The organism is Pikeienuella piscinae, from assembly GCF_011044155.1.
Lineage (GTDB): Bacteria > Pseudomonadota > Alphaproteobacteria > Rhodobacterales > Rhodobacteraceae > Pikeienuella > Pikeienuella piscinae.
On record NZ_CP049056.1, the window covers coordinates 1,646,315 to 1,671,197 of the forward strand.

Below are 24,883 nucleotides of genomic sequence, written 5' to 3' on the forward strand. Positions count from 1 at the left end.
AACGATTCGGAAAAGGAGCCCCAACATGGCCTATGAAACAATCGAGATGCTGATCGACGGCGCCTGGCGGGGAAAGGATGGCGGCGACGGCGGCGGCGAAGACATCATCAACCCGGCGACCGGCGAAGTTCTCGGCGTCTGCCCGCACGCCTCCGCCGCCGAACTCGACATGGCGCTGGCGGCGGCCGAAAAAGGCTTCGAGATCTGGCGCAACACCAGCCCTCTCGCGCGGCAGAAGGTGATGGAGGGCGCGGCGCGCATCCTCGAGGACCGGATCGACGCGGTCGCCGAGACGCTGACCCGCGAACAGGGCAAACCCTTCGGCGAATCGAAGTTGGAGGTCGGCTTCGTTATCGACATGTTCCGCTGGTATGGGGAGGAGGGAAAGCGCGTCTACGGACGCATCGTTCCCAGTCGCGTCCCCGGCGCGCGGCAGATGGTGGTGAGGGAGCCCGTGGGCCCGGTGGCCGCATTCGTCGCCTGGAACTTCCCCGGCACCAATGTCATCCGCAAGATTTCCGGGGCGCTCGGCGCCGGCTGTTCGATCATCATCAAGCCCTCAGAGGAAACCCCCGGGACCGCCGTCGCCATCGCCCGCGCGCTGCAGGACGCGGGCCTGCCTGACGGCGTTCTCAACATGGTGTTCGGCGTTCCCGACACGGTCTCCCGGCATCTTCTGGCGTCCCCGGTCTGCAAGAAACTCTCCTTCACCGGCTCCGTTCCGGTCGGCAAACACCTGCAAAAGCTCGCCGCCGACACGCTGAAGCGCTGCACGATGGAACTCGGCGGCCACGCGCCGGTCGTGGTTTTCGACGACGCCGACGTGGAGAAGGCCGTGAAGACCATGGGCGGCTTCAAGTTCCGCAACGCCGGGCAGGTTTGCATCTCGCCGACCCGCTTCTTCGTGCAGGAGAAGGTCTATCCGCATTTCGTCGAAGGTCTGACCGAAGTCGCCAAATCACTGAAGGTCGGCAACGGCATGGACAAGGGCGTCGAGATGGGTCCGCTGATCGCCGAACGCCGGATCGAGGTGATGGAGACCTTCCTCAACGACGCGCGCGAGCACGGCGCCAGGATCACCACCGGCGCCGAACGGATCGGCAATGTCGGCTCCTTCTTCGCACCGACCGTGCTTTCCGATGTGCCGGACGACGCGATGATCATGAACGAGGAGCCTTTCGGCCCGCTCGCCCCGGTCGCTCCCTTCAAGGGGATCGACGACGTGCTGGAGCGCGCGAACGCCCTGTCCTTCGGCCTCGCCTCCTATGTCTGGACCTCGAACGGAGCGACGGCGCGGGCGATGTCGGACGGGCTGAATTCCGGCATGGTCGGCGTCAACAACCCGGCCGTCTCCACCCCCGAAACCCCGTTCGGCGGCGTCAACGAGAGCGGCTACGGCTCCGAGGGCGGAATCGAGGGGCTCGAAGCCTATCAGCGGGTGAAGTTCGTCACCGAAGTCGGCGTCTGACGCCTTGCGGCCGGGGCGCCCTTGCGCGCCCCGGCCCGGCCCGGTAACTCCGCGTCGAAACCTGACGAGAGGGCATGATGGACCGGCTGGACGATCTGCGCGAAAAATATCTCGGTCGGATCGCCGCCGCCGGCGACGAAGCGGAGCTGGAGGAGGCGCGCCTCGCCGCGCTCGGCAAGAAGGGAGAGATCAGCCTCGCGATGCGCGCGCTCGGCGCGATGTCGCCAGAGGAGCGCAAGACCGCCGGCCCCGCCCTCAATGCGCTGAAGGACGAGATCGCCGCCGCGATCGCCGCCGGCCGCGCCGCCCTCGCCGACGCCGCGCTGGCCGAGCGGCTCAGGACGGAATGGCTCGACGTCACCCTCCCCCCCCGCCCCGCCCCGCAGGGTTCGATCCACCCCGTCAGCCAGGTCACCGAGGAAGTCACTGCGATCTTCGCCGAACTTGGTTTCGCGGTCGAGGAAGGCCCGCAGATCGAAACCGACTGGCACAATTTCGACGCGCTCAACATCCCGCCCGAGCACCCGACCCGGACCGAGATGGACACCTTCTACATGGCGCGAGCGGAGGGCGACGAGCGGCCGCCGCATGTCCTCAGGACCCACACCTCGCCGGTGCAGATCCGCGGGCTGCTGGAGGGCGGCGCCCCGGCGCGGTTCATCTGCCCGGGCCGGGTCTACCGCGCCGATTACGACCAGACCCACACGCCCATGTTCCATCAACTCGAAGGTCTGGCGATCGATCGCGACATCTCGATGGCGAACCTGAAATGGTGCCTCGAGGAATTCTTCTCCGCCTTCTTCGGCGCGTCGGTGAAGACGCGCTTTCGGGCCTCCCATTTCCCGTTCACCGAACCCTCGGCCGAAGTCGACATCCAGTGCTCATGGGCCGGCGGCCAGCTCCGCATCGGCGAGGGCGACGACTGGATGGAGGTTCTCGGCTCCGGCATGATCCACCCGCATGTCCTGCGGTCAGGCGGAATCGATCCGGATGCGTGGCAGGGCTTCGCCTTCGGCATGGGCATCGACCGGCTGGCGATGCTGAAATACGGCGTGCCCGATCTCCGCGCCTTCTTCGACAGCGATCTCAGATGGCTCCGTCATTTCGGCTTCGCCGCGCTCGACATCCCGACCGCGCATGGCGGGCTGAGCGCCTGAGCGTCAGCGCCGCCGGCGCACGCCGCCCTCAGTTCGTCTTCGGGTAAGCCCCCGCCACTGCTTCGGCGACGATCCGCGCCGTCGCCGACGAGAGCGTCCAGCCGAGATGGCCGTGGCCGGTGTTGAAGAAGACGCCCTTCACCTTTCCGGCCCCGACACGCGGCAGCATCGACGGCATCATCGGCCTGAGCCCCGCCCAGGGCTTCACATGCTCGGTCGAGACGCCGGGAAAGTAGGCCTCGGTCCATTTCGTCAGCGGCGCGATCCGGTCGGCGCGGATATCGCGGTTGTAGCCATTGAACTCGGCCGTCCCGGCGATGCGCAGCCGCCCCTCGCCCAGCCGGCTGGCGACGATCTTCGCGCGGTCGTCCAGCAGGCTGACCCACGGCGCGGCGGCTCGGCTCTGCTCGTCGTCGAGCGGAATGGTGATCGAATAGCCCTTCACCGGATAGATATTCACCTCGTCGCCCAGCGATTTTGCGAATTCCGGGCTGGAGACGCCGGCGCAGATCACCACCCCGTCGAAACGATGGATCTCTCCCGTTCGCGTCGTGAACCGCAGGCCGCCGCCGTCGCGTCTGGCGTCGGTCACCGTCGTCTCGAAGCGAAAGGTCACGCCGGCCTTCTCGCAGGCGCGCGCAAGGCCCATGGTGAAGTCGTGCACGTCGCCGGTGCTGTCGGACGGGGTGAAGAAACCGCCGATGAAATCGCCCGCGAGCGCCGGCTCGATCTGCCGCAATTCATGTCCAGCCAGCTGGCGGCGCTCCAGCCCGCCCTCGGCCAGCATCAGGTCGACCTTCTTCGCATGGGCGAAATCGGCCTCGGTCGAATAGAAATGCAGGATGCCGCGCTTTTCCAGGTTGAAGTCGATTCCTTCGCGCTCCGCCGTCTCGAAAAGCGCCTCGCGGGCCTTCAGCGCCAGGCGCACGGTCTCGATCGTGTTCGCGCGATAGTTCGGGATCTGCCCGAGAAACGCCGCCATCCATTTCAGCTTCCGCCATTCCGGCTTCGGGTTGACGAGGAGCGGCGCATCGCGCCGGAGCATCCATTTCAGCCCCTTCAGCACCGTCCCCCATTGCGTCCATGTCTCGGCGTTGGAGGCGGAAAGCTGGGCGCCGTTGGCGAAACTGCTCTCCATCGCGGCGTAGCGCTGACGGTCGAACACCGTCACCTCGAAACCGAGTCGGGAAAGCTCGTAAGCAGTGGTCACGCCGGTCACGCCGGCGCCGATCACGGCGATATGCGTCATATTGAGACTCCTCGGGCATCAGCGGCCTCCGGCCGCCCGCCCCCTCCGTCTTCGGGCCTGAGAGTTTGCCCCGCGGACGGCCCATGCCGGTCGGGGATGCTCCTTCGGCGGGCCTTTCGGCCACTCTTCGGAGTGTTGACGCCGCGCCGGTCCCTGGCGCCTGAGAGATTCCGGGGCGGTTGCTCCTTCGGCGGCGGGCCACCGCCCGCTCTCTCCCGTCGCGACGTGTCTGCGCGGCCCGGATACGCGAGGGCGCGAAGTTTCGCAATGAAAATTCCGCCTCGGGGGTGGGGCGCCGTCCCTCGCCTTGACCTCGTCCGAGGGGGCGGCTAGGCGATCTGCAATCCCAATCAGAGGAAGCCCCAATGTCCAAACCCTCCCTTCTCATCCTGCCCGGCGACGGGATCGGCCCCGAAGTGATGACCGAGGTCCGCCGCGTGATCGACTGGCTGGAAAAGGAAAAGGACATCAGCTTCGACGTCACCGAGGATATCGTCGGCGGCGCCGCCTATGACGCGCACGGAACGCCGCTCCATGACGACACGATGGCGAAAGCGCAGGAGGTGGACGCCGTCCTCCTCGGCGCGGTCGGCGGCCCGAAATACGACGCGCTCGATTTCAACGTGAAGCCGGAGCGCGGGCTCTTGCGGCTCAGGAAGGAGATGGACCTCTTCGCCAATCTCCGTCCCGCCGTCTGTTTCGACGCGCTCGCCGCCGCCTCCTCGCTCAAGCATGACGTGATCGCCGGGCTCGACATCATGATCGTGCGCGAGCTGACCTCCGGCGTCTATTTCGGCGAGCCGCGCGGCGTCTTCACCGAAGGCAATGAGCGGGTCGGGATCAACACCCAGCGCTACACCACCTCCGAGATCCAGCGCGTCGCCCGCGCCGCTTTCGAGCTGGCGAAGAAACGCAACGGCAAGCTCTGCTCGATGGAGAAGGCCAATGTGATGGAATCGGGCGTTCTCTGGCGCGAGGAGGTGCAGAAGATCGCCGATGCCGAATATCCGGAGATCGAGACCAGCCACATGTACGCCGACGCCGGCGCCATGCAGCTCGTGCGCGCCCCGAAGCAGTTCGACGTGATCGTGACCGACAATCTCTTCGGCGATCTTCTCTCCGACATCGCGGCGATGCTCACCGGCTCGCTCGGCATGCTGCCCTCGGCTTCGCTCGGCCTGCCGATGGCGAACGGGCGTCCCAAGGCGCTTTACGAGCCGGTGCACGGCTCGGCGCCCGACATCGCCGGTCAGGGCCTCGCCAACCCGATCGCCTGCATCCTCTCCTTCGCGATGGCGCTGCGCTATTCCTTCGACATGGGCGAGGCGGCGGCGCTGGTCGAGGGCGCGGTCGAGGCGGCGCTCGCCGACGGGCTGCGCACGCCCGACCTGATGACCGTCGAGGGCGGAACGAAGGTCGGCACGACCGAGATGACTGACGCCATTCTCGCGAAGATGGCCGCCGCCTGATCCGGTGACGACGCCCAGGCTACGCGTCGGCTTGCCTGAAGCGTTGCGGGCGGAGGCGGCGCGGCTCTTCTTTCAGGGCTTCGCGCCGATGCTCGGCCCGGCGCTCGGGCGTGACGCGCGGGCGGAAAGCTTCCTCGCGCGCGTCATCCGCCCCGCTTACGGCGTCGCGGCGCTGGACGAGGCGGGCGGGCTTCTCGGTCTCGCTGGCTTCCAGGACGGAACCGGCGGGCTCTTCGGCGGCGAAACCGACGATTTCTGGACGATCTACGGGCCTGGCGCGCTATGGCGCGCGCCGCTCTTCCAGCTTTTCGCGCGACCGGTGGGTCCGGGGCGCTTTCTTCTCGACGGGATCGTCGTGCGCGCCGACGCGCGCGGTCACGGGATCGGCGCCGCGCTGATCGAACGCGTTGCGGCGCTGGCGCGTGAGCGTGGGGCGCGCGAACTTCTTCTCGACGTCGCGCTCGGCAACGATCGCGCGCGCGCGCTCTACGAGCGGCGCGGCTTTCGCGTCGTCGGGATGCGCGGCGGCGTCCTGGCGTCGGTCTTTCTCGGCCCGCCGCGCGCGGCGGTGATGGCGCGTGCGGTCTGAACCGGTTCGACCCGGCGCCTCCCGGAGCGGCGCGGCTCAGATCGTCCCCGCATCGACGATGAAATCCTGCGCCGTGCAGCCCGCCGCAGCATCGGAGGCGAGAAACAGCGCCATCGCCGCGACATGGCCGCCGTTCAACTCGAGCGGCAGGCATTGCCGCGCGACCACCGCGTCGATCGCGGCCTGATCCCGAAACCAGAGTTTTCGCTGCCGCTCGGTCAGGATCGCGCCCGGCAGGATGCTGTTGACGCGCACGCCAAACCCGCCGAGATCGCGCGCGAGCGAGCGGGTCAATCCCCGCACCCCCGCCTTGCAGATATTATAGACGGCGAGGTCGGGAACCATCGCCTCCGGCGCAATGGATGCGAAATTGACGATCACGCCGCGCCCGCGCGCCTTCATCCAGGGCGCGGCGGTCTGCGCCGCGACGAATTGATGGCGAAGATTCACATCGACCGCGCGCCGCCATGTTTCGGCGTCGACTTCCTCCAGCTTGCGGCGGGTGTCGTTGGCCGCATTGTTGATCAGAACGTCGAGGCCGCCACCCTCCTCCGCCGCCTCCAGCGCCGCCTTGAGCGCCGCTTCGTCGGTGACGTCGCATTCGGTGAAACGCGGCGGCGCGCCATTTGCGGCCAGCGCATCACACAACCGCTCGCCCGCCGCGCGGTCGATATCGACGAAAAACACCTCCGCCCCCTGCCCGTGGAAGGCGGCGACCAGATCGGCGCCGATGCCCGTCGCCCCACCGGAGATGAACACGGTGCGGCCCGCGAGATCCTCATAGCGCGCGCTCACTTGGCGCCCCCGGCCGCAGACGCGTCGCCAGCGGTCTTCGATGGCTTTGTTTCGGCGCTTCGCTCCACATCTGACATCCGGCGATCTCCTCCTGGCGAACTGTATCGCACCCTAACGCATGATGCGCGCGACCTCCGCGCATGAAATTCTTCAGAATATAGTATGGCGCGCGCGGCGGCCCGGAACGGGTGGCGGACGTCGCCGACAAGGCTATTCTGTCGAAATCATTCTCGGAGAAAGCCGGAGCGGGCATGAAAGCGGAACTTCTGGTCGATGCGAAATGCGTTCTCGGCGAGGGCGTGCAATGGAACCCGGACCACGCCCGCATCTGGTGGACCGACATACAGGGCCACGCGCTCTGGTCCTGCGACGCGGATGGCGGGTCGGTCGAGCGGATCGAAACGCATGAGCGGCTCGGCAGCTTCGCCTTCGACCCCGAGAACCGCATCCTCGCCGCGTTCGAGAGCGGCCTTTTCGCTTGGGACACCGAGCGCAACCGGCTGGAGCGGCTGACGGAGTTCGAGCCGGATCACAAGAGCAGCCGCCTCAATGACGGGCGCTGCGACCGACAGGGCCGCTTCATTGTCGGCGGGATGGACGAGGGCGGGATGAAGCCGACCTCTTCGCTGATCCGCTATGACGGCGCGGTCGGGGTGCTGGAAACCGGAATCGGCGTCTCCAATTCGATCTGCTTCTCGCCGGACGGGCGCTGGATGTATTTCGCCGACACGCCGACGAAGATCATCCGCCGCTATCCCTATGACCCGGAGAGCGGCGCGCTCGGCCCCGCCGAGACCTTCTTCACCTGCCAGGATCGGTCCGGCTTCCCCGACGGCTCCTGCGTCGACGCCGAGGGCGCGCTCTGGAACGCCCGGTTCTGGGGCGGACGGGTGCAGCGGATCATGCCGGACGGGACCGAGGGCGCGCGCATCGACGTACCGGCGCCGCAGGTCACCCTCGCCTGCTTCGGCGGCGAGAAGCTCGACCGGCTCTACATCACAACCGCGCGCGAAAACCTTAGCGATGCGCAGGCGCGCGAAGCGCCGCTCTCCGGCGGGCTGTTCATCGCCGAGCCGGGGGTTACGGGCCTTCCCGAAGATCGCTACGCGAAACGGCTGTTTCCCGACTGAACGTCAACGCCCGCTGATCATCCGGGTCAGCACATTGTCGCGGTCGATGAAATGGTGCTTCAGCGCCGCGCCCGCATGGCCGATCAGCATGATGGTGAGCGCGAGCGCGCACCAGAAATGAACCGCTCTCAGCCACTCTTCCAGCGTCTTGTCGCCGGGCTGGAACGGATCCGGCAATTCGAAGAGGCCGAAAACCATGTTGCGGATGCCGTACATCTCCTGCAGCTCGGAGGCGGAAGCCATCAACCAGCCCGATAGCGGCAACGCGAGCATCAGCGCGTAGAGGGCGTAGTGACCGAGACGCGCGAATGTCCTCTCCGCGGCGCCGGCATGCGGTGGCGCGTCCGGCGTGCGGTTCATCAGCCGCCAGACGATCCGGATCAGCACGAGCACGAAAACCGTGAAGCCCCAGCTCTTGTGGAGCTGCACCAGCGCGAACTGCTCGTAGATGTCGGAGACGAGCTCGGCCATGTAGAATCCGAGCCCGAGCATGAAGAAGATCAGCGCCGCAATCGCCCAATGCAACAGCCGCGCAGGCCAGCCCCAGGCTGTAGCGGTGTTGCGAAGCGACATGCGCTCTCCTCACTTCACCGGGTGTGCGATCAGGTCGTATTCGACCGCGACCGTGTCGCCCACATCGACAAACAAGGCGGTGAAACCCACGCCGACGCCATAAAGACTGCGCGCGAACTCCGCCCCGCCGGCGGCTTCGGCGACGCCCGCGGAAAAGGCGACGGTCAGTTCGCCCACGACCGTGTGCTCCACGCCGCGCATCGTAAGCCGCCCGGTCGCCCGGTATTGACCCTCGCCGACCGGCTCCATCCGGTCCAGCACATATCTTCCTGTCGGATATTCGGACACGAAGAACCAGTCGACCGTCTTGACGATGGCGGTGCCGAATGGATCCCCGACATCGACGCTGGCCATGTCGATCTCCAGCTCCATCTCGGCCGACTCCGGATCGTCGGCGTCAAGGCGCGCCCACCCCGTGAATCGTCCGATTTCGCCCCGGCGCGGCGCGCCGTTGATCAGATAGGTGATGGCGAGTCGCGAGGCGTCCGCGTCGATCCGCCAGGCCCTGGGCTCCGCCTCGCCCGGCCCGCCCGCCAGCACGTAGGCGAGCGGAAACAGCGCGGCGACAGGCCGGATCATCGCCGCGCTCCCGCCATTTCGTCACCCCGCCGGGCTGATTTCCGTGTCGATACGGATCGGAATCGTCGCGCCGATCGCCGGCGCGCCGAAATCGACGCCGTATTCCGTCCTGTCGATCTCACCCTCGATGGCGAGACCGGCGATCTGAATATCCGGGTTGAACGGCGAAGGGCCGATGCGCCGAAGCGTGGCGACGAAAGTCTCTTCGCGCGTCTCGCCCTTGATCGTGACGTCCCCGGTGATTTCCGCCGTGTTCGGCCCGGTCAACCGCACCTGTTTCGAGGTGAAGGTGATTTCCGGATGCGCCTCCACGTCGAGGAAATCGCCGCTCCTGAGGTGCTTGTCGCGGGCCTCCCAGAAGGTATCCACGCTCGCCGCGCGAATGGTGAAGGAGACAGACGCCGTCTCCATATTCTCGGGGTCGAAATCGACCGTCGCGTCGAACTCGCGGAAAACGCCGTTCACCAGGGAAAACCCGAGATGGTCGACGCTGAATGCGACGGCCGTATGGGCCTTGTCGATCGTCCAGGGCGCGGCCGCGAGCGGCGCGGCAGTCAGCGTAAGCGCCGCGGCGAAGGCGGTGGCGATGGAAGATGCTCGCATACTGAAGCTCCGGTTCCTGTCACTGTCAGCATTGGACATGGGGCCGCTTGCCGGCATGACAATGACCCCGCCGCAAACAGATTGTCCACTGCCGGTCGTCCATTCGGGGAGCCGGGCGATCACGATTCCGGATTCATCTGGATGTCGATGCGGATCGGAACCTTGGCGCCAATCGCCGGCACGCCGTAGGAGACGCCGTAATCGGTGCGGTCCAGTTCGCCTTCGACATAAAAACCGGCGATCGTGTCCTCTGCGTTGAAGGGCGACGGGCCGATACGGACGAGATGCGCGGTGAACACCTCCTCTTGCGTCACGCCCTTCATCGACATCTCGCCGGTGATCTCCGCCGTCCGGTCGTCGACAAGACGCACCTTCGTGGAGCGGAAGACGATCTCGGGGAAGTTCTTGACGTCTAGGAACTCCTTGCTCTTCACATGATTGTCACGCGATTTTGAATTGGTGTCGACGCTATCGGACTTGAGCGTGAAGGTGACCGAGGCGGCCTCGATATTCTCGGGGTCGAAATCGATCTCGGCGTCGAAATCACGGAACTGGCCCTGCGTTGTGGAAAAGCCGATATTGTCCACCGTGAACGTGACATGGACATGATCCTTGTCGAGCTTCCACGGTTCCGCCGCGAGCGGCGCCGCCGTCAGCAGAGTCGCCGCGCCCACCACGCTGAGTATCGTTCTCATCATCGGCCATCTCCAAAATCGAAAGAGACATCCCGCACGATTCAACCGGCCCGCGCAACCCCCTGGAGCGGGTCGCGCTGGCGGAGGCCGTTCGCCGAGAAACGCCGTCAGCGGGTGGGAACCGGGTGCTCGCCCCTGTAATCGTAGAAGCCGCGGCTCGTCTTGCGGCCCAGCCACCCGGCCTCGACATATTTGGTCAGCAGCGGACAGGGCCGATATTTCGTATCCGCCAACCCCTCATGCAGCACGTTCATGATCGCGAGGCAGATGTCGAGTCCGATGAAATCCGCAAGCGCCAGCGGCCCCATCGGGTGATTGGCGCCGAGCTTGAGCGAGGTGTCGATGCTCTCCACCGTGCCGACGCCCTCATAAAGCGTGTAGATCGCCTCGTTGATCATCGGCATCAGGATGCGATTGACGATGAACGCGGGGAAATCCTCCGCCGTCGCGTAGGTCTTGCCGAGCGTATCAACGACGCCTTTCAGCGTTTCGAAAGTCTGCTCGTCGGTGGCGATGCCTCGGATAAGTTCGACCAGTTGCATCAGCGGGACCGGATTCATGAAATGAAAGCCCATGAACCGCTCGGGCCGGTCCGTGCCGGAGGCGAGCCGGGTGATCGAGATCGAGGACGTGTTGGTGGTGAGGATCGTCTCCGGCTTCAGGTCCGGCAGCAGCGTCTTGAAGATCTCGCGCTTCACGGCCTCGTTCTCGGTCGCGGCCTCGATCACCAGGTCGGTGCGGGCGATGTCGCCAAGCGCCTCGACAGGCGTGATACGCGCCAGCGCCGCCTCCCGGTCGGCCTCCTCGATCAGGCCCTTGCCGACCTGGCGGCCGAGATTCTCACCAATGAAAGTGACCGCATTCCGTGCGACCTCAGGGTCGATATCGTTGAGTAGAACCTCATATCCGGCGAGGGCGAATACATGGGCGATGCCATTGCCCATCTGCCCGGCCCCGATCACGCCGACCGTCTTGATCGTCATCCATATCCCCTGCGCGGGCCGCAGCGCCCGCCTGTGCTTATATTGCGCTGCGACAAACTAGGCGCGACGGCCGACCGGGGCAAGGGGCGCTGCGCGCCCCGCGCGTTCATCCGAAGCCGCCGCCGCCCGCGAGATCGCCCATGCGGATCAGCCTGCTGTCCTCAACCGCCGCCTGCCGATGGATCACCGCTTTCTGATAGTCCGGGTCGGTGACCATGGCGAGGAAGGCGCCGGCGGTCGGATACCGGGCGATGAAGGCGATATGCCAGGTCTCCGTCTCCGGCCCGATCAGCATGCATTCCGGCGCGCCGCGCCAGATGATCTCGCCGCCGACCTTCGCCAGGACCGGCTTGCTCTCGCGGCCATAGGCGGCGTAGGCCACGGCGCCCGTCGCGGCGCGCCCGTCCGCATAGCGCGCTTTCTCGCGCAGTTTCACCAGGTTGAGCATGTTCACCGGGCGGTTGCGCGGCAGCACCTTGAAGGCTTCGAACTGCGGTCGTGTCGGGTCGATATTCATCGGGCTTATCCTCTTCTTCGCGCCAGTCTAACGGCGCGCGCCCCCGAGCGTAAGGCGCGGTCAGGCGTCCCTGCGACGAAAACACCGCTTTCAATCGGCGCCTCGGCGCTCCGATAGTCGGGGGCAAGGTTTCAATGGGGACCACATGAGCGCGCCAAAACCCTCGAAAGCCGGTATCACGCGGGAAGATATCCGCCGCCTGATCGAACCGTTCTACAAGCGCGTCCGGGCCGATGCGCGTCTCGGCCCGATCTTCGAGGGCGAGATCGGCGTAACCGATGAGGAATGGGCGGCGCATCTGGACAAGATCGAGGCGTTCTGGGCCAACGTGATGCTCCATGAACGAAGCTACCAGGGTAACCCGATGCAGGCGCATCTGGCGGTGCCGGAGATACAGGGCGAGGATTTCGCCATCTGGCTCGATCATTTCGAAAAGACGGCGAGGCGGGTTCTGCCCGAAGAGAAGGCCGACGCCTTCGCGTTTCTGTCGCGGCGAATCGGCGCCAGCCTCAGGATGGGTATCGAACAGGCCCGCGGCGGCGTTCCGCGTCTGCGCGCCTGGGCCAGATGAGATGAAGAAGGCCGCCCCCGGAAGGGCGGCTTCCAATGCCCCGTCTCAGTCGAGCGCCGCCTCAAGTTCCGGCACCGCCTTGAAGAGATCGGCGACAAGCCCGTAATCGGCGACCTGGAAGATCGGCGCCTCCTCGTCCTTGTTGATCGCCACGATCACCTTCGAATCCTTCATCCCCGCGAGATGCTGGATCGCGCCGGAGATGCCGACCGCGATGTAAAGCTCTGGCGCGACGACCTTGCCGGTCTGCCCGACCTGCCAGTCATTCGGCGCATAGCCCGAATCGACCGCGGCGCGCGAGGCGCCGACGGCGGCGCCGAGCTTGTCCGCGACCTTCTCGATGATCGCGAAATTCTCTTTCGAGCCGATGCCGCGCCCGCCGGAGATGATGACCTTCGCCGAGGTCAGTTCCGGCCGGTCGGATGACGCGACGGTGTCCTCGACCCATTCGGACAGGCACGGATTCTCGGCGGCGGAGACCGTCTCGACCGAAGCCGAGCCACCGGTTCCGGCCGCATCGAAAGCCGAGGTGCGGATCGAGACGACCTTCTTGGCGTCGCCCGATTTCACCGTCTGGACCGCGTTTCCGGCGTAGATCGGCCGCTCGAACGTCTCGTTATCGACGATTGCGGAGACATCGGAAATCACCATCACATCGAGGAGCGCGGCGACGCGCGGCAGGATGTTCTTGGCGTCGGTCGTCGCCGGGGCGCAGATATGCTCGTAATCATCGGCGAGAGAGACGATCAGCGCCGCTGTCGACTCCGCGAGACGATGGCCGAGCGAGTCGTCCTCCGCCACCAGCACTTTCGCGACGCCATCGATCGTCGCCGCCGTTTCGCCCGCCTTCGCGGCGCTGGCGCCGGCGCAAAGCAGCGTGACGTCGCCGAGCGATTTCACCGCGGTCACCGCTTTCGCGGTGGCGTCGACGCCCAGTTCTCCGCCGGTCACTTCCGCGAGAAGAAGAACAGCCATCAAATCACCCCCGCTTCATTTTTCAGTTTCGAGACAAGTTCGGCGACATCGGCGACCATCACGCCGGCCTTGCGCGCTTCGGGCTCCACCGTCTTCACCACGGTGAGGCGCGGCGAGACGTCAACGCCGTAATCCTCCGGCGTCTTCTGGTCCATCGGCTTCTTCTTCGCCTTCATGATGTTCGGCAGCGAAGCGTAGCGCGGCTCGTTCAGCCGCAGGTCTACGGTGACGATGGTCGGCATCTTCACCTTGATGGTCTGCAACCCGCCATCGACCTCGCGCGTCACGTTCGCGCTGTCGCCCTCGATCTCCAGCTTGGAGGCGAAGGTCGCTTGGCTCCAGCCAAGGAGCGCGGCGAGCATCTGCCCGGTCGCGTTCATGTCGTTGTCGATCGCCTGCTTTCCGCAGAGGACGAGGCCGGGTTTCTCCTCATCGACCACCGCCTTCAACAGCTTGGCGACAGCGAGCGGCTCAATATCTGTATTCACGTCCTCCGAAGCGACGATCAGAATCGCACGGTCGGCGCCCATGGCGAGCGCGGTGCGAAGGGTCTCCTGCGCCTGTTTCACGCCGATGGAGACGGCGACGATCTCGTCCGCCTGTCCGGCCTCCTTCAGCCGGATCGCCTGTTCGACGGCGATCTCGTCAAAGGGGTTCATCGACATCTTCACATTTGCGAGATCGACGCCCGTGCCATCCGCCTTCACACGGACCTTCACGTTATAGTCGATCACGCGTTTGACAGGCACCAGCACTTTCATTGCGCGTCTCTCCGTTCTTGCTGTTCCCGGGCCGACGCAATGCGACGGACCCGGAGCGATTCACGTCCGGCCGGTTCTACGCTCGATCGGCGGCCGGGTCATCGCCTGATTGCGACCTCCCGGCCTCCGAATCGCCGCAACGGGGCGCGTACGGCCAAAATGCTGACGTTAACGTAAAGGTTAATTCAGCGCTCGTCACCCCCATCAGGCGAATCCGGAACGTCATAATCCAGCGATTTCTCGGCACGGACGGTCTGCTCCGTTTTTTCCGCCGGCGCGCCGTCATCAACATGCGGCGCGCTGGACGCGATATGCAGGGGCGGCGCGTCGCCCTTCTTGTCCACGCCGAAGAAGATCGTCTGGTGCGGGAACGGTATCTCGATCCCGCGCTCGTCGAAGATCCGCTTGACGATCTCGTTATACGCGCGCCCGACGCCCCATTGCGTGCCCGGCGCGCATTTGATCCGCGCGCGCAGCACCACGGCGCTGTCCGCGAGGGCCTGCAAGCCGAACCATTCCAGCGGGCCGAGGATGTTGGCGCCATGCCCCTCCATCGCCTTCAACTCGTCGAAGGCGTCGTGCATCGCCGCCTTCGCCTCGGACACGTCCTCGCGATAAGCGATGCCCATGTCGCAGACGAAGTTCCCGTACTCGCGGGTGTAATTGGAGACCATCTCCACCGACGAGAACGGGATGATGTGAAAGCAGCCCTCGACATCGCGAAGGCTGACCGAGCGGATCGTGAGCTTCTCGACCACGCCGGTCGTCCCGTTCAGCGTCACCACGTCGCCGACATTCAGCGCGTTCTCGAACTGGATGAAGACGCCGGTGATGATGTCCTGGACCATCTTCTGCGCGCCAAAACCGATGGCGAGGCCGAACACCCCGGCCGAAGCGATCAGCGGCGCGATGTTCACCCCGATCTCCGAAAGGATGAACATCATCGTCATGACGATGATTAGGATCGTCACGGCGTTCTTCAGGAGGGAGAGCAGGGTCTGCTCGCGCGCCGTCGCCGCGACGCCGCGCACCGGGCTCAGCCTGAAATCGACCCATGAGGCGAGCGCGATCCAGACCGAAAACGCGAGAAGGGCGATGAGCGTGATCGTAATCAGCACCTGCACCACGTCGCCGCCCGCGCCGCTCGCCAGCCATCCGCCCACGTCGAAAGCCCCAAGCGCGTCGAGGGAGAAGCCGATCACCACAACGACGATCAGCACGCGCACGATGGTCAACGCGCGCGGCACGAACCGGTTAAGCCGCCGCTCCAGCATCGGCAGGCGTTTGCTGACCGACTCCGGCAGCGTGACGCCGCGCGCGCTCGACCGGGTGATGACGCCCGAAAGGACAACCCCCGCGATGATCGCCGCCAGCACCTCGGCCGAGCGGATCATCACCGGCCAGAACACCCCATCGGGCCGCGTCGCCACGATGACGAAAAGTCCGATTAGATAAAGCAGAACCGGAATGAACCAGTTCGAGTAGAGAAACCCGATAAACCCGCCGGTCTCGGCGTCCCCCGCAAGCCACCGCGCGACGGGGCGGCGGCCATAGAGCGTCAGCCCCGCGGCGATCAGGATCGCGACCAGCGCCAGCAGGATCGAAACGCCCTCTCCCGCCTGCGACGAGATCTGCCGCGACACGATCGGCGTGATGAGAAGCTGGCCGTAACCGAGCACCCCGACGATCAGGCCGAACCAGAGCGCCATGATCCGCGCCCCGCGATCCGGGATCGAGACGAGGCGCAGCTCCGCCGCGTTCGGCGAGAGAATCGCGCGAATGGCCACCCGGATCAGCCCGACGACCACGAAAGCGTTGAGATAGAGCGCCTGGCGGACGCCGATTCCACCCGGCGCGGCGTCAAAAAGCAGCGCGGTGAGATACCCCGCGGCCGCGGCGACCAGCACCCCGCAGGCGTCCAGCGCCACCGACGCGGCGACGATGGCGATGGCGCGCGCCATCGAATCGCCGCGCATCCGCGCGCCCAGCCGCACATAATACCACTTCAGCCAGAACCGCAGCGCCGCGAAGACCACCATGGTGACGACGATCACCAGCGCGAGATCCCGGAGCGCCTCGACGATGCCGTCGATCGCTTCCGGCGAGAGGTTGGAGATCGCGGCCGGCGCAGCGAGGGTCTGATCGCGGAGCGCGACGACCGTCTCGACGGCGCCGTCGACCACCGATTTGCTGACCTCGGCGACGCGGGCTCCGAGGGCGCGCGAAGCCTCCTCCTCTTCGGTCTCCGCCTCGCCGGTCCCATCGCCGCCGGCGCGTTCGAGCTGCGCGATCAGCGCCGCGCGCTTTTCGTCATCCTTCAGAAGATCGGCGAGAAGCTTCGCCTCGTCAGGCGGCAATTCGCTCGACGCCTCCTCCTCGGCCGGCGCCGTCGGCGCGAATTGCGCGCTGGCGGAAAGCGGCGAGAGAACCGGCGCCGCCACCATCGCGAGCGCCATGATGAGCGCCGCGAAGCGAACGAAACGTTGCGGGAAGGTTTCAGAGGTCAAAGGCGATCCTTCTTTTCCGAACTGGCCGCGCAACCTATCGGAGACCCGGCGCGGTTTCCAGTTTCGGCCCCGCTCATCCCGCCTCGGCGCCTTTCAGCGCCGCAGCGAGGCGCGGCCAGAAAATCTCGACGAAGACCGATCCGGTCACGACCAGGATCGCGAGCATCTGCAGAAGCGTCGGCTCTTCGGCCAGGATCAGGACAGCGAGCACCGCCGCAATCACCGGCTTCAGGAAAAAGAGATAGGAGGCGCGGGTGATGTCCGGCGCCGCCGCCAGCCCGCCGAACCACAGCACCTGCGTGATGGTGGTGTTGAGGATCGCCAGCGCCAGAAGCGACCACATCGCCAGCGGCGGCATCGCGGTCAGCTGAAGAGGGTCGACCCATGTCCCCCAGCCGAGCCCGACGATGACGAAAAGCCCCGCCGCCCCGATCAGAAGCGCGAGCGTGGTGATGCGAATCCCGCCATGGCGCGCCATATAGGGCTTCGCCAGCACCGCGTATCCTGAGCCGAGCGCGGCGCAGCAGATCGCGAGCATCACGCCGTAGATCGTCCTGCCGTCGCCCGCCAGCGCGCCGAGATAACCGTCGGTCAGAAGAAAGGCGACGCCGGCCACCGCCATCGCGCCGGTGATCATCTTGACGGTGGAGATCCGCTCGCCGCTGACCACGCGGTTTATCAGGCCGATGAAGATCGGCATCGTCGTCACCACGGTCGCGACCTGGATCACGGTGGCGAAATCCAGCGCCCAGTGAAAGGCGAGATAGGCGCCCGAGACACCGACCAGCGCCAGCGGAACGAAGCCGCGCCATTCCGCCTTCAGCGGCGACCAGAGATCGCGGGTCTCCGGCAGCGCGAGCGCGAACAGGAGGAGCCCGAACGCCCCGATCATGTAGCGCCAGACCGAGACCTCCGGTCCCGAGACACCCGAAAGCACCGCGAAGAACTCCGACGACGCGTGGCCGCATACGCCGATAAAGACCGCGAGATAGGCCCACCGCGCCGATATGTTCACGCTTCGATTTCCCGGGCGAACCGGATCAGGCTTTCCCCCAGCCGCTCCGGCCGCTCCAGCGGGACGAGATGGCCGCAATCGTCCCAGTCCTCCCGCCGCGCGTCGGGCAGAAGGGCGAAAAGCTCGTCGATCACCTCCGGGTCGCGGAACACCCGGTCATGCTCCCCCGTGATCGAGAGGACGGGCAGGTCGAGGCTCGCCCAGTCGAAATCCCAGTCGGCGGCGGGCGAGTTGCGCATGAGGTTCATGTGCCCGTGCGCCGGGTCGATCGGCTGATAGCCGCCCTTGAGGAAACTCGGCCGCGCGGCGGCGGCGAATTCCGGGTTCACGATCAGCGGAAAGGTCGCGTCCATGAACATCTGCACGCCGCCCTCCGCAACGACTGTCGGCAGCGCGTCGTTGATCCAGGCGATGCGCGGGCCGATCCGTCGCAGCGTGTTGAGAAACACCAGCCCGGCGGCGTCCAGCCCTTTCGCCCGCGCCTGCGCCGCGAAAAGCCCGCCGATGGAAAGCCCGACAAGGATCGGCGTCGAAGGCTTCAACGCCCCGTAAAGCGTCAGGATATCCTCGACAATCACCTCGTTGGTCAGTTCCAGCGACGGCGCGAACGCGCTTCCGGTCTGACCGCGAAAATTGTAGCTGAGCGTGCCGAAGCCGGCATCCCTGAGCGCCGGGGCGACCGCGGCCTCCCAGTGATCGGTCGAGCCGGTGAGCGCGTTGACGAAAAAGAAGGTCGGCGCGCCCTCTCTCGCCGGCGGTTCGTAAAGATGAAACAGGCTGTTCTCGGCGTCGATCTGGTAAACGGTCATGTGTCGGCGTTCCTCGAAAATGGGGCGCGAATGGCGACCGGCCCTCAGCGGTTCGCGCCGGGAACCCAGAGCACGTCGTCGGCGCCGTTACCGTTGGCGACCCGGCCGGCGACGAAAAACCAGTCGGAAAGACGGTTCAGGTATTTCAACGCCGCCGGATTCACTTCCTCCAGCGTCGCCAGTTCGGTCGCGCCGCGCTCCGCCCTCCGGCAGGTCGTGCGGCAAAGATGGAGATACGCGGCCAACGCCGTCCCCCCCGGCAGAATGAAGCTTCGCAGCGGCGCCAGCGCGCGGTTCATCTCGTCGATTTCCGCCTCCAGCCGGGCGACCTGCGCGGCGTTCATCCGAAGGCGCGGATATTCCGCGTCGGCGTCGGACGCCATGTCGGGCACGCAAAGATCGGCCCCGAGATCGAAGAGATCGTTCTGGATGCGCGCCAGAGCCGCATCCATCTCGCCTTCGGCATGCAGCCGCGCCAGCCCGATCGCAGCATTGGTCTCGTCCGACGCGCCATAGGCGGCGACGCGCGGCGCGTGTTTTGGAACCCTCGCGCCGTCGCCCAGCGCCGTGTCACCGCCGTCGCCGGTGCGGGTGTAGATCTTGTTGAGGACGACCACGCCCTACCCCCCCATTTTCGCCGCCAGCACCGCGGCCAGGATCAGAATCACTGCGATGGCCTGCGTCAGGATGCGCAACCGCATGATCTTATTGGCGTATTTTCGATTGAATTCCCCGCCGCGCGCAAACGAGAAGATGCCGAACGCGAGCACCGCGAGGACCACAAGGCAAGCGACGATCGCCGCGTAGAAGAGAAGTTCCGACATGAACGAATGTCTATCGCGCCGCCGCCGCCATGACCAGCGTCGCGGCGGGCGCCGCGCTGCGAATGGCGATCTCGTCGATCCAGACGAGGAATGCGGTCAGTTCGTTCGGCCCGAAGGTATGCGTCAACGGCGCGTCGGCCGCGTCCCGGCCCTGCGCGATCAGCACGCGGCCGACGCGCCTGGAGTTGTTGCGCGGGTCGAAAACATGCCAGCGCCCGCCGAGATAAACTTCCATCCACGCCGCGAAATCCACCGACTCATCGGTCTCGCCCAGACCGATATCGCTGATATAGCCGGTGCAATAGCGCGCGGGGATGTTCATGCAGCGGCAGAAGGCGATGGCGAGATGGGCGAAGTCGCGGCAGACTCCGCGCGCCTCCTGGCAGGCTTCGGCCGCGGTCCGCGTCGGGCGCGAATGCTCGTAGCCGAATTCGATGTGCTCATGGACGAAATCGCAGATCGCCTGCACCCGCGCCCAGCCTTCGGGCGCGCCGCCGAAAAGCCGCCAGGCGTCGTCTGAAAGCTGATCGGTCTCGCAATAGCGGCCGCCCAGCAGATAGACCAGCGAATCCGGCGGCAGCTCCGCCACATCACGTTGCGACGACTCCGGCTCAAGCGGGTCGAGCGCGCCATTGTCGCGAAGCACGCCATCGGTCCTCAGCGTGAACGCGCCCGCCGGCGCGAGCAGCCGGCAACAGCGGTTGCCGAAGCCATCCGCGTACTCCTCGACCGGAACGATCGGGTCAGTGACGACGGTGTCGGGCGCCTCCAGGTCCGGGCGCCGCGACGGATGCACGTTCAGCATCACGATCATCGGCGTCGGGGCTGGAAGGCGATTGGTCAGTTCGCAACCCAATCCGATCCGCATGTCGCGCGCCTTTCCGGGGAGGCCGGCCCCAACATACGGGCCGTCTCCGTCTTACGCGGGTAACCGGCTTTGGTTGCCCTGCGACCATGCCGTGGCGGCGCGGGCTCAGAGGCCGAGCGACCGGTACGCGCCCGCGATCCGCCCGATGGAGACGAGGTAAGCCGCGGTGCGGAGGTCGCCAGCCTCGGGGCGGGAGCGCCAGACTTCGGCCATCGACTGATAGGCCCCGCGCATCGTGTCTTCCAGGCCGGAGCGCACCAGCGTCAACTCGTCCGCGCCCTGCGTGTATTTCTCTGCGAAAGAGCGTGAAACCTCATTACCGGTCAGGCGCTCCAGCTCCTCGATCAGGAGCCGGTTCCGCGCCTCCTCCTGCCGGCGCTGCATCCGTCCGAAGCGGATATGGCTGAGGTTCTTGACCCATTCGAAATAAGACACCGTCACGCCGCCCGCGTTGGCGTACATGTCGGGAATGATAACGCAGCCTTTCTTGCGCAGGATCTCATCCGCGCCCGCGGTGACCGGCCCGTTCGCCGCCTCAATGATCAGCGCCGCCTGAATCCGCCGGGCGTTCGAGAGGTTGATCGCCGCCTCGAAAGCCGCCGGGATCAGGATGTCGCAATCCCCTTCCAGCAACGACGCGCCGTCGGCGATGTATTTGGCGCCCGGAAACCCCCTGACGCCGCCATGCTCCATCATGTGCTGGCGCACCCGCTCGATCGGCAGGCCGTTCGGATCATGGATCGCGCCGTCGCGCTCGATGACGCCGACGATCTTGCAGTCGTCCTCCTCCCCCAGGAATTTCGCCGCGTGATAGCCGACATTGCCGAGGCCCTGAACGATCACCCGCTTTCCGGAGAGCCCGCCCGTCAGGCTCGATTTCGCCACATCCTCGGGATGGCGGAAAAACTCCTGCAGCGCATATTGCACGCCGCGCCCCGTGGCCTCGACCCGGCCGGCGATGCCGTGGGCCGAGAGCGGTTTCCCCGTGACGCAGGCGCGGGCGTCGATCTCGGTAGTGTTCATCCGGTTGAACTGGTCGGCGATCCAGGCCATCTCGCGCTCGCCGGTGCCCATGTCGGGGGCGGGCACGTTCTGGCTCGGGTGGATCAGGTCGCGTTTGATCAACTCGAACGCGAAGCGCCGGGTGATCCGCTCAAGCTCGTCCTCCTCCCATTCCGAGGGGTTAATCCGAAGACCGCCCTTGGAGCCGCCAAACGGCGCCTCGACCAGCGCGCATTTGTAGCTCATCAGCGCGGCGAGCGCCTCCACCTCGTCCTGATTCACGCTCATCGCATAGCGGATGCCGCCCTTCACCGGCTCCATATGCTCGGAATGGACGGAGCGGTAGCCGGTGAAGGTGTGAATGCTCCCACGGAGCTTCACGCCGAAGCGCACCGTGTAAGTCGAGTTACAGACACGGATTTTTTCCTCCAGCCCCGGCGAGAGGTCCATCAGCGACACCGCGCGCGTGAACATCATGTCGACAGACTGGCGGAATGTCGGCTCGGTCGTGGACTGCAGCATATCTGATATCCCTTTACCTGCGGGCCCGCATCTCATGGCGACGCCTCGCCGACACTAGAACACAAGTGCATCGCATTTTTGAAGGGGCGGCCGGCGCAACTATTGAGAGAAAACCGTGAATGCGTTACACCAAAAGAAAATATTGCTGTTTACTTCGCTTTCCGATCCGGCGAACGGTTGGCGCGAAATTCATCGAGAGGGCGTTCGGCGGGCAAGCCGATTGGGGGCGGTGTGAGACGATGACCGATACGGCGAAGCCCGCGCGAAAAAGGGGCCGCGTGTCGCTGCGCGTGAGCCTGATCGCAATCATGCTCGGCACCGTAGCGCTGACCTCGGCCGCGGTGCATATCCCGTGGCTGCTGGTCAGCAGGCAGAATGTCGCCGACATCGCCGGTCAGCTCAACGCGGAGATCATCGGCGGCGTCAACCGCGAAGTCTCGTCGATGCTCGATTCAGCCATCGCGGCGCAGAGCGCGCTGCATGACACGCTCATCGCCGGCGGCGTCGACTTCGAGGACAAGTCGACCCGCGACCGCCTGCTTTTCGCGTTCCTGAAGGCGCATCCGCATTTCTCCTGGGTCAGCTTCGGGGCGCCGAACGGCGATTTCTTCGGCGCGCAGCGGCGCGACGACATCCATCTGCGCCTGGTCGAGAGCCGTTGGAACGAAGCGCTGGGCGAGGCCGCACGCACCGAGGTCATGTATCTCAAGGATGGCGCGGAATTTACGCGGACCGGCGCGGAACTGAAGCAGAACAAGTATTATGCGCCTGATCGCGCCTGGTACAAGCGCGCGGTCTGGGCGCCCGGCCACCATGTGTGGACCGACATCTACATTTTCAGCGACTCGCGCAAGCCTGGCCTCAACTCCGCGATAACCCTGGAAAACCTCGTGACCGGCGAACTCCTCGGGGTCATAACCATAGCGATCGAGCTTGAACAGATCTCGCTCTATCTCTCGGAACTGTCGTCGGTCAGAAGCGGCGCCGCCTTCATCATCGACAGAAGCGGAGACCTGATCGCGTTCTCCGATCCCGGGGAACTGGTCCAGCGCAGTCGACTCTATGACGAATCGGACCTTCAGCCGTTGGCGCAGAGCCGGCATCCCATGCTTCAGCTGGCCCAGGCCGGGTTCGTGGAGAACGGGGTCGAGACCGACAACGTCACCGGCCGTCAGCAAATGACGGTGAAGGCGGCGAATGGCGAGCGCTATTTCCTGACCGTAGCGCCGACGGTGCGCGAAGGATGGTTGCTCGGCACGCTCATACCCGAAGCGGATTTCATGGGTGCGATCGAGGCCAACTACATCCGGCTGGCGCTGATCGTGGCGGCTGCGCTCTTCGTCGTCGGGCTGATCGCGCTCCTCGTCTCCCGCCATCTTCTCGTCCGCCCGCTCCAGCGGCTGGCGGTCGAGACCGGCAAGATCGCCGGTTTCAATCTTGACGACGTGCGCATGATCAGCAGTCCCCTGATCGAGATTCAGGCGCTCGCCGACGCCGTCGAGCAGATGAGTCACGGGCTCCGCTCTTTCCGGCGCTACATCCCGACCGATCTGGTCAGGACCCTGCTGCAACACGGCGGCGCCGCGGAGATCGGCGGCGAGCGGCGGACGATGACCATCGTATTCATGGATCTTCAGGGCTTCACCACGGTCTCCGAACGTCTGGGACACCGCGTGCTGCCAGTTCTCGGCGACTATTTCGGCGCCATGACCACCGCGATCCGGGCGCAGCGCGGCACCATCGACAAGTTCATCGGCGACGGCGTGATGGCGTTCTGGGGCGCCCCGGCCCATGAGGAGGATCACCCGGCTCTGGCCTGCCGCGCCGCGCTCGACTGTCAGGCCGCGATGGACAAGCTCCGCGCCGAATGGACCGAACGCGGCCTGCCGCAGCTTCATCTCAGGATCGGCGTGAATTCCGGCCGGGTCGTGGTCGGCAATGTCGGCAGCGAGGAACGCCTGAACTACACGGTGATCGGCGACCCGGTGAACCTCGCCGCACGGCTGGAGGGGATGAACCGGCAGTTCGGCACCGGGATCCTCATCAGCCAGTACACCTACGAGATGGTCAAGTACGACATGCTCGCGCGCCCGCTCGAAAGCGTGCGGGTGAAGGGCAAGGAAGAAGCGGTGATGGTCTACGAGCTTCTCGCCGCGCGCGACGACGATGGCGTGGTGGCCGGCTTTGAATGGGTCCAGCATTACGAGGCCGGCTTCAAACGCTACGCCGAGGGCGACTGGTCGGAAGCCGCCCGTCATTTCCGTCTCGCCATCGAGCAGCGCGGCGGCGACACCGTCAGCGAAGATTACCTTGAGCGGACCGAGCACCACATGGCGGTCGATCCCGCCCCCCGCATTCTCGCCATCGGCAGCGATAGTGGCGACGGGGAAAGGGAGCCGGACTAGCGCGCCCGGCCGGCGCGCGGCCCATCATTTCCGAAGATCAAATGGCGCCGACGCGAAATCGGGTCGCCCTTGGACGAAGCGCCGCTCCCGGTAGGAACGACGACGGTCGTTTCCGGCCAGGCGAACCCTACGCGCTGCGGCGCAGGGGCGGGCCGGCGGAGGTCAGTGCGCGGCGTTGCGATATTGCAGGGCCTGCATGCCGATCGCCATCGCCGGCCCGATGCCCACTGCAAAGAAGATCGTGCCGAGGCCAAGCGTGCCGCCCAGCGCCCAACCGATGGCGACAACACCCACCTCAAGACACATGCGCACGAGCGCGACGGGCTGATCGGTGACCGCCTGAAGCCCGGTCATGAGGCCGTCTCGGGGCCCGGGGCCAAGATTCGCGATCAGGTATATCGCCCCGCCGAAACCGGTCACCATCACGCCTGTCAACGCCAGAAGGATGTTGGCGGCGTAACTCTCGAATGACGGCAGAAGCGGCAGCACGTACTCCAGCACCAACGCGATCACGATCGCGTTGAGGATCGTGCCCATGCCGGGCGTCTGCCTGAGTGGGATCCACAACAGCAGGACGGATACGCTGATAACGAAGGTCGCGCCGCCCAGGCTCCAGCCTGTGACGTTGGTCAGGCCTTGCGCGAAGACGGTCCATGGACTTACGCCCACGCTTGCGGTGACGAGCAACGCCTCTCCCAGGCCGAATACGATCAGGCCGACGATGAGGAAGAAAAGAGACGCCAAAGGCGGCTTCATGGTGAAAGCCTTTGGCGAACTCCATTTGAGCTTTGGAACCGACTTGATCGACAGAAAACTC

At 65.7% G+C, this 24,883-nt stretch carries 25 protein-coding genes and 1 riboswitch; of the genes, 7 read left to right on the plus strand and 18 right to left on the minus strand.

Going from position 1 to position 24,883, the window contains the following annotated elements; genetic code table 11:
- Nucleotides 1-25 precede the first annotated feature (25 nt).
- A complete protein-coding gene (locus G5B40_RS07955; RefSeq protein ID WP_165097247.1) occupies nucleotides 26-1,468 on the plus strand; it encodes an NAD-dependent succinate-semialdehyde dehydrogenase in 1,443 nt (480 codons plus the stop codon).
- Between the two features lie 86 nt (nucleotides 1,469-1,554).
- A complete protein-coding gene (pheS, locus tag G5B40_RS07960) occupies nucleotides 1,555-2,625 on the plus strand; it encodes a phenylalanine--tRNA ligase subunit alpha (protein ID WP_165103395.1) in 1,071 nt (356 codons plus the stop codon).
- A gap of 28 nt (nucleotides 2,626-2,653) precedes the next feature.
- Here the strand turns inward: pheS and G5B40_RS07965 are convergent, their stop codons facing one another.
- Entirely contained in the window at nucleotides 2,654-3,874 is a 1,221-nt protein-coding gene (locus tag G5B40_RS07965) for a D-amino acid dehydrogenase (RefSeq protein ID WP_165097249.1), read from the minus strand.
- A gap of 35 nt (nucleotides 3,875-3,909) precedes the next feature.
- A riboswitch (glycine riboswitch) is annotated at nucleotides 3,910-4,015 on the minus strand.
- Nucleotides 4,016-4,239: 224 nt separating this feature from the next.
- On the opposite strand from G5B40_RS07965, the gene leuB reads away from it, so the two are divergent.
- Entirely contained in the window at nucleotides 4,240-5,343 is a 1,104-nt protein-coding gene (gene leuB, locus G5B40_RS07970; RefSeq protein WP_165097251.1) for a 3-isopropylmalate dehydrogenase, read from the plus strand.
- Nucleotides 5,344-5,374: 31 nt separating this feature from the next.
- Complete coding sequence (locus tag G5B40_RS07975; RefSeq protein ID WP_165097254.1) at nucleotides 5,375-5,932, plus strand: GNAT family N-acetyltransferase; 558 nt, start codon at nucleotides 5,375-5,377, stop codon at nucleotides 5,930-5,932.
- Nucleotides 5,933-5,968: 36 nt separating this feature from the next.
- Here the strand turns inward: G5B40_RS07975 and G5B40_RS07980 are convergent, their stop codons facing one another.
- Nucleotides 5,969-6,727 carry an SDR family NAD(P)-dependent oxidoreductase gene (locus tag G5B40_RS07980; protein ID WP_179961606.1) on the minus strand — a complete coding sequence of 253 codons (759 nt, stop codon included), beginning with the start codon at nucleotides 6,725-6,727 and terminating at the stop codon, nucleotides 5,969-5,971.
- 251 nt (nucleotides 6,728-6,978) lie between these two features.
- Between G5B40_RS07980 and G5B40_RS07985 the strand changes: the two genes are divergently transcribed.
- Nucleotides 6,979-7,857 (plus strand): SMP-30/gluconolactonase/LRE family protein, encoded by an 879-nt coding sequence (locus G5B40_RS07985; RefSeq protein ID WP_165097257.1) that lies wholly within the window; start codon nucleotides 6,979-6,981, stop codon nucleotides 7,855-7,857.
- A gap of 3 nt (nucleotides 7,858-7,860) precedes the next feature.
- Here G5B40_RS07985 and G5B40_RS07990 read toward each other — a convergent pair whose 3' ends face one another.
- From G5B40_RS07990 to G5B40_RS08015, 6 genes are all read right to left on the minus strand, one after another.
- Nucleotides 7,861-8,430, minus strand: a complete 570-nt coding sequence (locus G5B40_RS07990) for a cytochrome b (RefSeq protein ID WP_165097260.1) — start codon at nucleotides 8,428-8,430, stop codon at nucleotides 7,861-7,863.
- 9 nt (nucleotides 8,431-8,439) lie between these two features.
- The gene (locus G5B40_RS07995) at nucleotides 8,440-9,009 is read right to left on the minus strand and encodes a YceI family protein (protein ID WP_165097263.1); all 570 of its coding nucleotides are present in this window, start codon (nucleotides 9,007-9,009) and stop codon (nucleotides 8,440-8,442) included.
- A 21-nt stretch (nucleotides 9,010-9,030) separates the two neighbouring features.
- A complete protein-coding gene (locus tag G5B40_RS08000) occupies nucleotides 9,031-9,612 on the minus strand; it encodes a YceI family protein (protein ID WP_165097266.1) in 582 nt (193 codons plus the stop codon).
- A gap of 119 nt (nucleotides 9,613-9,731) precedes the next feature.
- Nucleotides 9,732-10,310 carry a YceI family protein gene (locus G5B40_RS08005; protein ID WP_165097269.1) on the minus strand — a complete coding sequence of 193 codons (579 nt, stop codon included), beginning with the start codon at nucleotides 10,308-10,310 and terminating at the stop codon, nucleotides 9,732-9,734.
- Nucleotides 10,311-10,414: 104 nt separating this feature from the next.
- Nucleotides 10,415-11,290, minus strand: coding sequence for a 3-hydroxybutyryl-CoA dehydrogenase (locus tag G5B40_RS08010; RefSeq protein WP_165097271.1), 876 nt, complete (start codon nucleotides 11,288-11,290; stop codon nucleotides 10,415-10,417).
- A gap of 106 nt (nucleotides 11,291-11,396) precedes the next feature.
- Nucleotides 11,397-11,807 (minus strand): DUF1330 domain-containing protein, encoded by a 411-nt coding sequence (locus G5B40_RS08015; protein ID WP_165097273.1) that lies wholly within the window; start codon nucleotides 11,805-11,807, stop codon nucleotides 11,397-11,399.
- Between the two features lie 145 nt (nucleotides 11,808-11,952).
- Here G5B40_RS08015 and G5B40_RS08020 point away from each other — a divergent pair, with 145 nt between their 5' ends.
- Nucleotides 11,953-12,378, plus strand: a complete 426-nt coding sequence (locus G5B40_RS08020; RefSeq protein ID WP_246209760.1) for a group III truncated hemoglobin — start codon at nucleotides 11,953-11,955, stop codon at nucleotides 12,376-12,378.
- Nucleotides 12,379-12,423: 45 nt separating this feature from the next.
- On the opposite strand, the gene G5B40_RS08025 is transcribed toward G5B40_RS08020, so the two are convergent.
- From G5B40_RS08025 to G5B40_RS08065, 9 genes are all read right to left on the minus strand, one after another.
- Complete coding sequence (locus tag G5B40_RS08025; RefSeq protein WP_165097275.1) at nucleotides 12,424-13,353, minus strand: electron transfer flavoprotein subunit alpha/FixB family protein; 930 nt, start codon at nucleotides 13,351-13,353, stop codon at nucleotides 12,424-12,426.
- Entirely contained in the window at nucleotides 13,353-14,114 is a 762-nt protein-coding gene (locus G5B40_RS08030; protein ID WP_165097277.1) for an electron transfer flavoprotein subunit beta/FixA family protein, read from the minus strand. Before G5B40_RS08030 ends, G5B40_RS08025 begins: the two co-directional genes overlap by 1 nt.
- A 185-nt stretch (nucleotides 14,115-14,299) precedes the next feature.
- Nucleotides 14,300-16,621 carry a mechanosensitive ion channel domain-containing protein gene (locus G5B40_RS08035; protein WP_165097280.1) on the minus strand — a complete coding sequence of 774 codons (2,322 nt, stop codon included), beginning with the start codon at nucleotides 16,619-16,621 and terminating at the stop codon, nucleotides 14,300-14,302.
- A 73-nt stretch (nucleotides 16,622-16,694) separates the two neighbouring features.
- Nucleotides 16,695-17,636 (minus strand): DMT family transporter, encoded by a 942-nt coding sequence (locus tag G5B40_RS08040; RefSeq protein WP_165097283.1) that lies wholly within the window; start codon nucleotides 17,634-17,636, stop codon nucleotides 16,695-16,697.
- A complete protein-coding gene (locus tag G5B40_RS08045) occupies nucleotides 17,633-18,445 on the minus strand; it encodes an alpha/beta fold hydrolase (protein WP_165097287.1) in 813 nt (270 codons plus the stop codon). The genes G5B40_RS08040 and G5B40_RS08045 overlap by 4 nt, the downstream gene beginning before the upstream one ends.
- Nucleotides 18,446-18,489: 44 nt before the next feature.
- Nucleotides 18,490-19,062, minus strand: coding sequence for a cob(I)yrinic acid a,c-diamide adenosyltransferase (locus G5B40_RS08050; RefSeq protein ID WP_165097290.1), 573 nt, complete (start codon nucleotides 19,060-19,062; stop codon nucleotides 18,490-18,492).
- A 3-nt stretch (nucleotides 19,063-19,065) separates the two neighbouring features.
- Nucleotides 19,066-19,269 (minus strand): twin transmembrane helix small protein, encoded by a 204-nt coding sequence (locus G5B40_RS08055; protein ID WP_165097293.1) that lies wholly within the window; start codon nucleotides 19,267-19,269, stop codon nucleotides 19,066-19,068.
- 10 nt (nucleotides 19,270-19,279) lie between these two features.
- Nucleotides 19,280-20,137: a transglutaminase-like domain-containing protein gene (locus G5B40_RS08060; protein WP_165097296.1), complete on the minus strand. Its 858-nt coding sequence runs from the start codon at nucleotides 20,135-20,137 to the stop codon at nucleotides 19,280-19,282.
- A gap of 105 nt (nucleotides 20,138-20,242) precedes the next feature.
- A complete protein-coding gene (locus G5B40_RS08065) occupies nucleotides 20,243-21,658 on the minus strand; it encodes a Glu/Leu/Phe/Val family dehydrogenase (protein ID WP_165103404.1) in 1,416 nt (471 codons plus the stop codon).
- A gap of 122 nt (nucleotides 21,659-21,780) precedes the next feature.
- Between G5B40_RS08065 and G5B40_RS08070 the strand changes: the two genes are divergently transcribed.
- Entirely contained in the window at nucleotides 21,781-24,066 is a 2,286-nt protein-coding gene (locus G5B40_RS08070; protein WP_165097299.1) for an adenylate/guanylate cyclase domain-containing protein, read from the plus strand.
- Between the two features lie 162 nt (nucleotides 24,067-24,228).
- Here G5B40_RS08070 and yczE read toward each other — a convergent pair whose 3' ends face one another.
- Nucleotides 24,229-24,822 (minus strand): membrane protein YczE, encoded by a 594-nt coding sequence (yczE, locus tag G5B40_RS08075; RefSeq protein WP_246209761.1) that lies wholly within the window; start codon nucleotides 24,820-24,822, stop codon nucleotides 24,229-24,231.
- Between the last annotated feature and the right edge of the window lie 61 nt (nucleotides 24,823-24,883).

Excerpts from the sequence above, each read along its gene's own strand:
- G5B40_RS07955 (WP_165097247.1), top strand. The coding sequence starts at position 26 with ATGGCCTATGAAACAATCGAGATGCTGATCGACGGCGCCTGGCGGGGA.
- G5B40_RS07965 (WP_165097249.1), bottom strand. The coding sequence starts at position 3,874 with ATGACGCATATCGCCGTGATCGGCGCCGGCGTGACCGGCGTGACCACT.
- leuB (WP_165097251.1), top strand. The coding sequence starts at position 4,240 with ATGTCCAAACCCTCCCTTCTCATCCTGCCCGGCGACGGGATCGGCCCC.
- G5B40_RS07985 (WP_165097257.1), top strand. The coding sequence starts at position 6,979 with ATGAAAGCGGAACTTCTGGTCGATGCGAAATGCGTTCTCGGCGAGGGC.
- G5B40_RS07990 (WP_165097260.1), bottom strand. The coding sequence starts at position 8,430 with ATGTCGCTTCGCAACACCGCTACAGCCTGGGGCTGGCCTGCGCGGCTG.
- G5B40_RS07995 (WP_165097263.1), bottom strand. The coding sequence starts at position 9,009 with ATGATCCGGCCTGTCGCCGCGCTGTTTCCGCTCGCCTACGTGCTGGCG.
- G5B40_RS08000 (WP_165097266.1), bottom strand. The coding sequence starts at position 9,612 with ATGCGAGCATCTTCCATCGCCACCGCCTTCGCCGCGGCGCTTACGCTG.
- G5B40_RS08005 (WP_165097269.1), bottom strand. The coding sequence starts at position 10,310 with ATGATGAGAACGATACTCAGCGTGGTGGGCGCGGCGACTCTGCTGACG.
- G5B40_RS08010 (WP_165097271.1), bottom strand. The coding sequence starts at position 11,290 with ATGACGATCAAGACGGTCGGCGTGATCGGGGCCGGGCAGATGGGCAAT.
- G5B40_RS08015 (WP_165097273.1), bottom strand. The coding sequence starts at position 11,807 with ATGAATATCGACCCGACACGACCGCAGTTCGAAGCCTTCAAGGTGCTG.
- G5B40_RS08020 (WP_246209760.1), top strand. The coding sequence starts at position 11,953 with ATGAGCGCGCCAAAACCCTCGAAAGCCGGTATCACGCGGGAAGATATC.
- G5B40_RS08025 (WP_165097275.1), bottom strand. The coding sequence starts at position 13,353 with ATGGCTGTTCTTCTTCTCGCGGAAGTGACCGGCGGAGAACTGGGCGTC.
- G5B40_RS08030 (WP_165097277.1), bottom strand. The coding sequence starts at position 14,114 with ATGAAAGTGCTGGTGCCTGTCAAACGCGTGATCGACTATAACGTGAAG.
- G5B40_RS08045 (WP_165097287.1), bottom strand. The coding sequence starts at position 18,445 with ATGACCGTTTACCAGATCGACGCCGAGAACAGCCTGTTTCATCTTTAC.
- G5B40_RS08055 (WP_165097293.1), bottom strand. The coding sequence starts at position 19,269 with ATGTCGGAACTTCTCTTCTACGCGGCGATCGTCGCTTGCCTTGTGGTC.
- G5B40_RS08060 (WP_165097296.1), bottom strand. The coding sequence starts at position 20,137 with ATGCGGATCGGATTGGGTTGCGAACTGACCAATCGCCTTCCAGCCCCG.
- G5B40_RS08070 (WP_165097299.1), top strand. The coding sequence starts at position 21,781 with ATGCGTTACACCAAAAGAAAATATTGCTGTTTACTTCGCTTTCCGATC.
- yczE (WP_246209761.1), bottom strand. The coding sequence starts at position 24,822 with ATGAAGCCGCCTTTGGCGTCTCTTTTCTTCCTCATCGTCGGCCTGATC.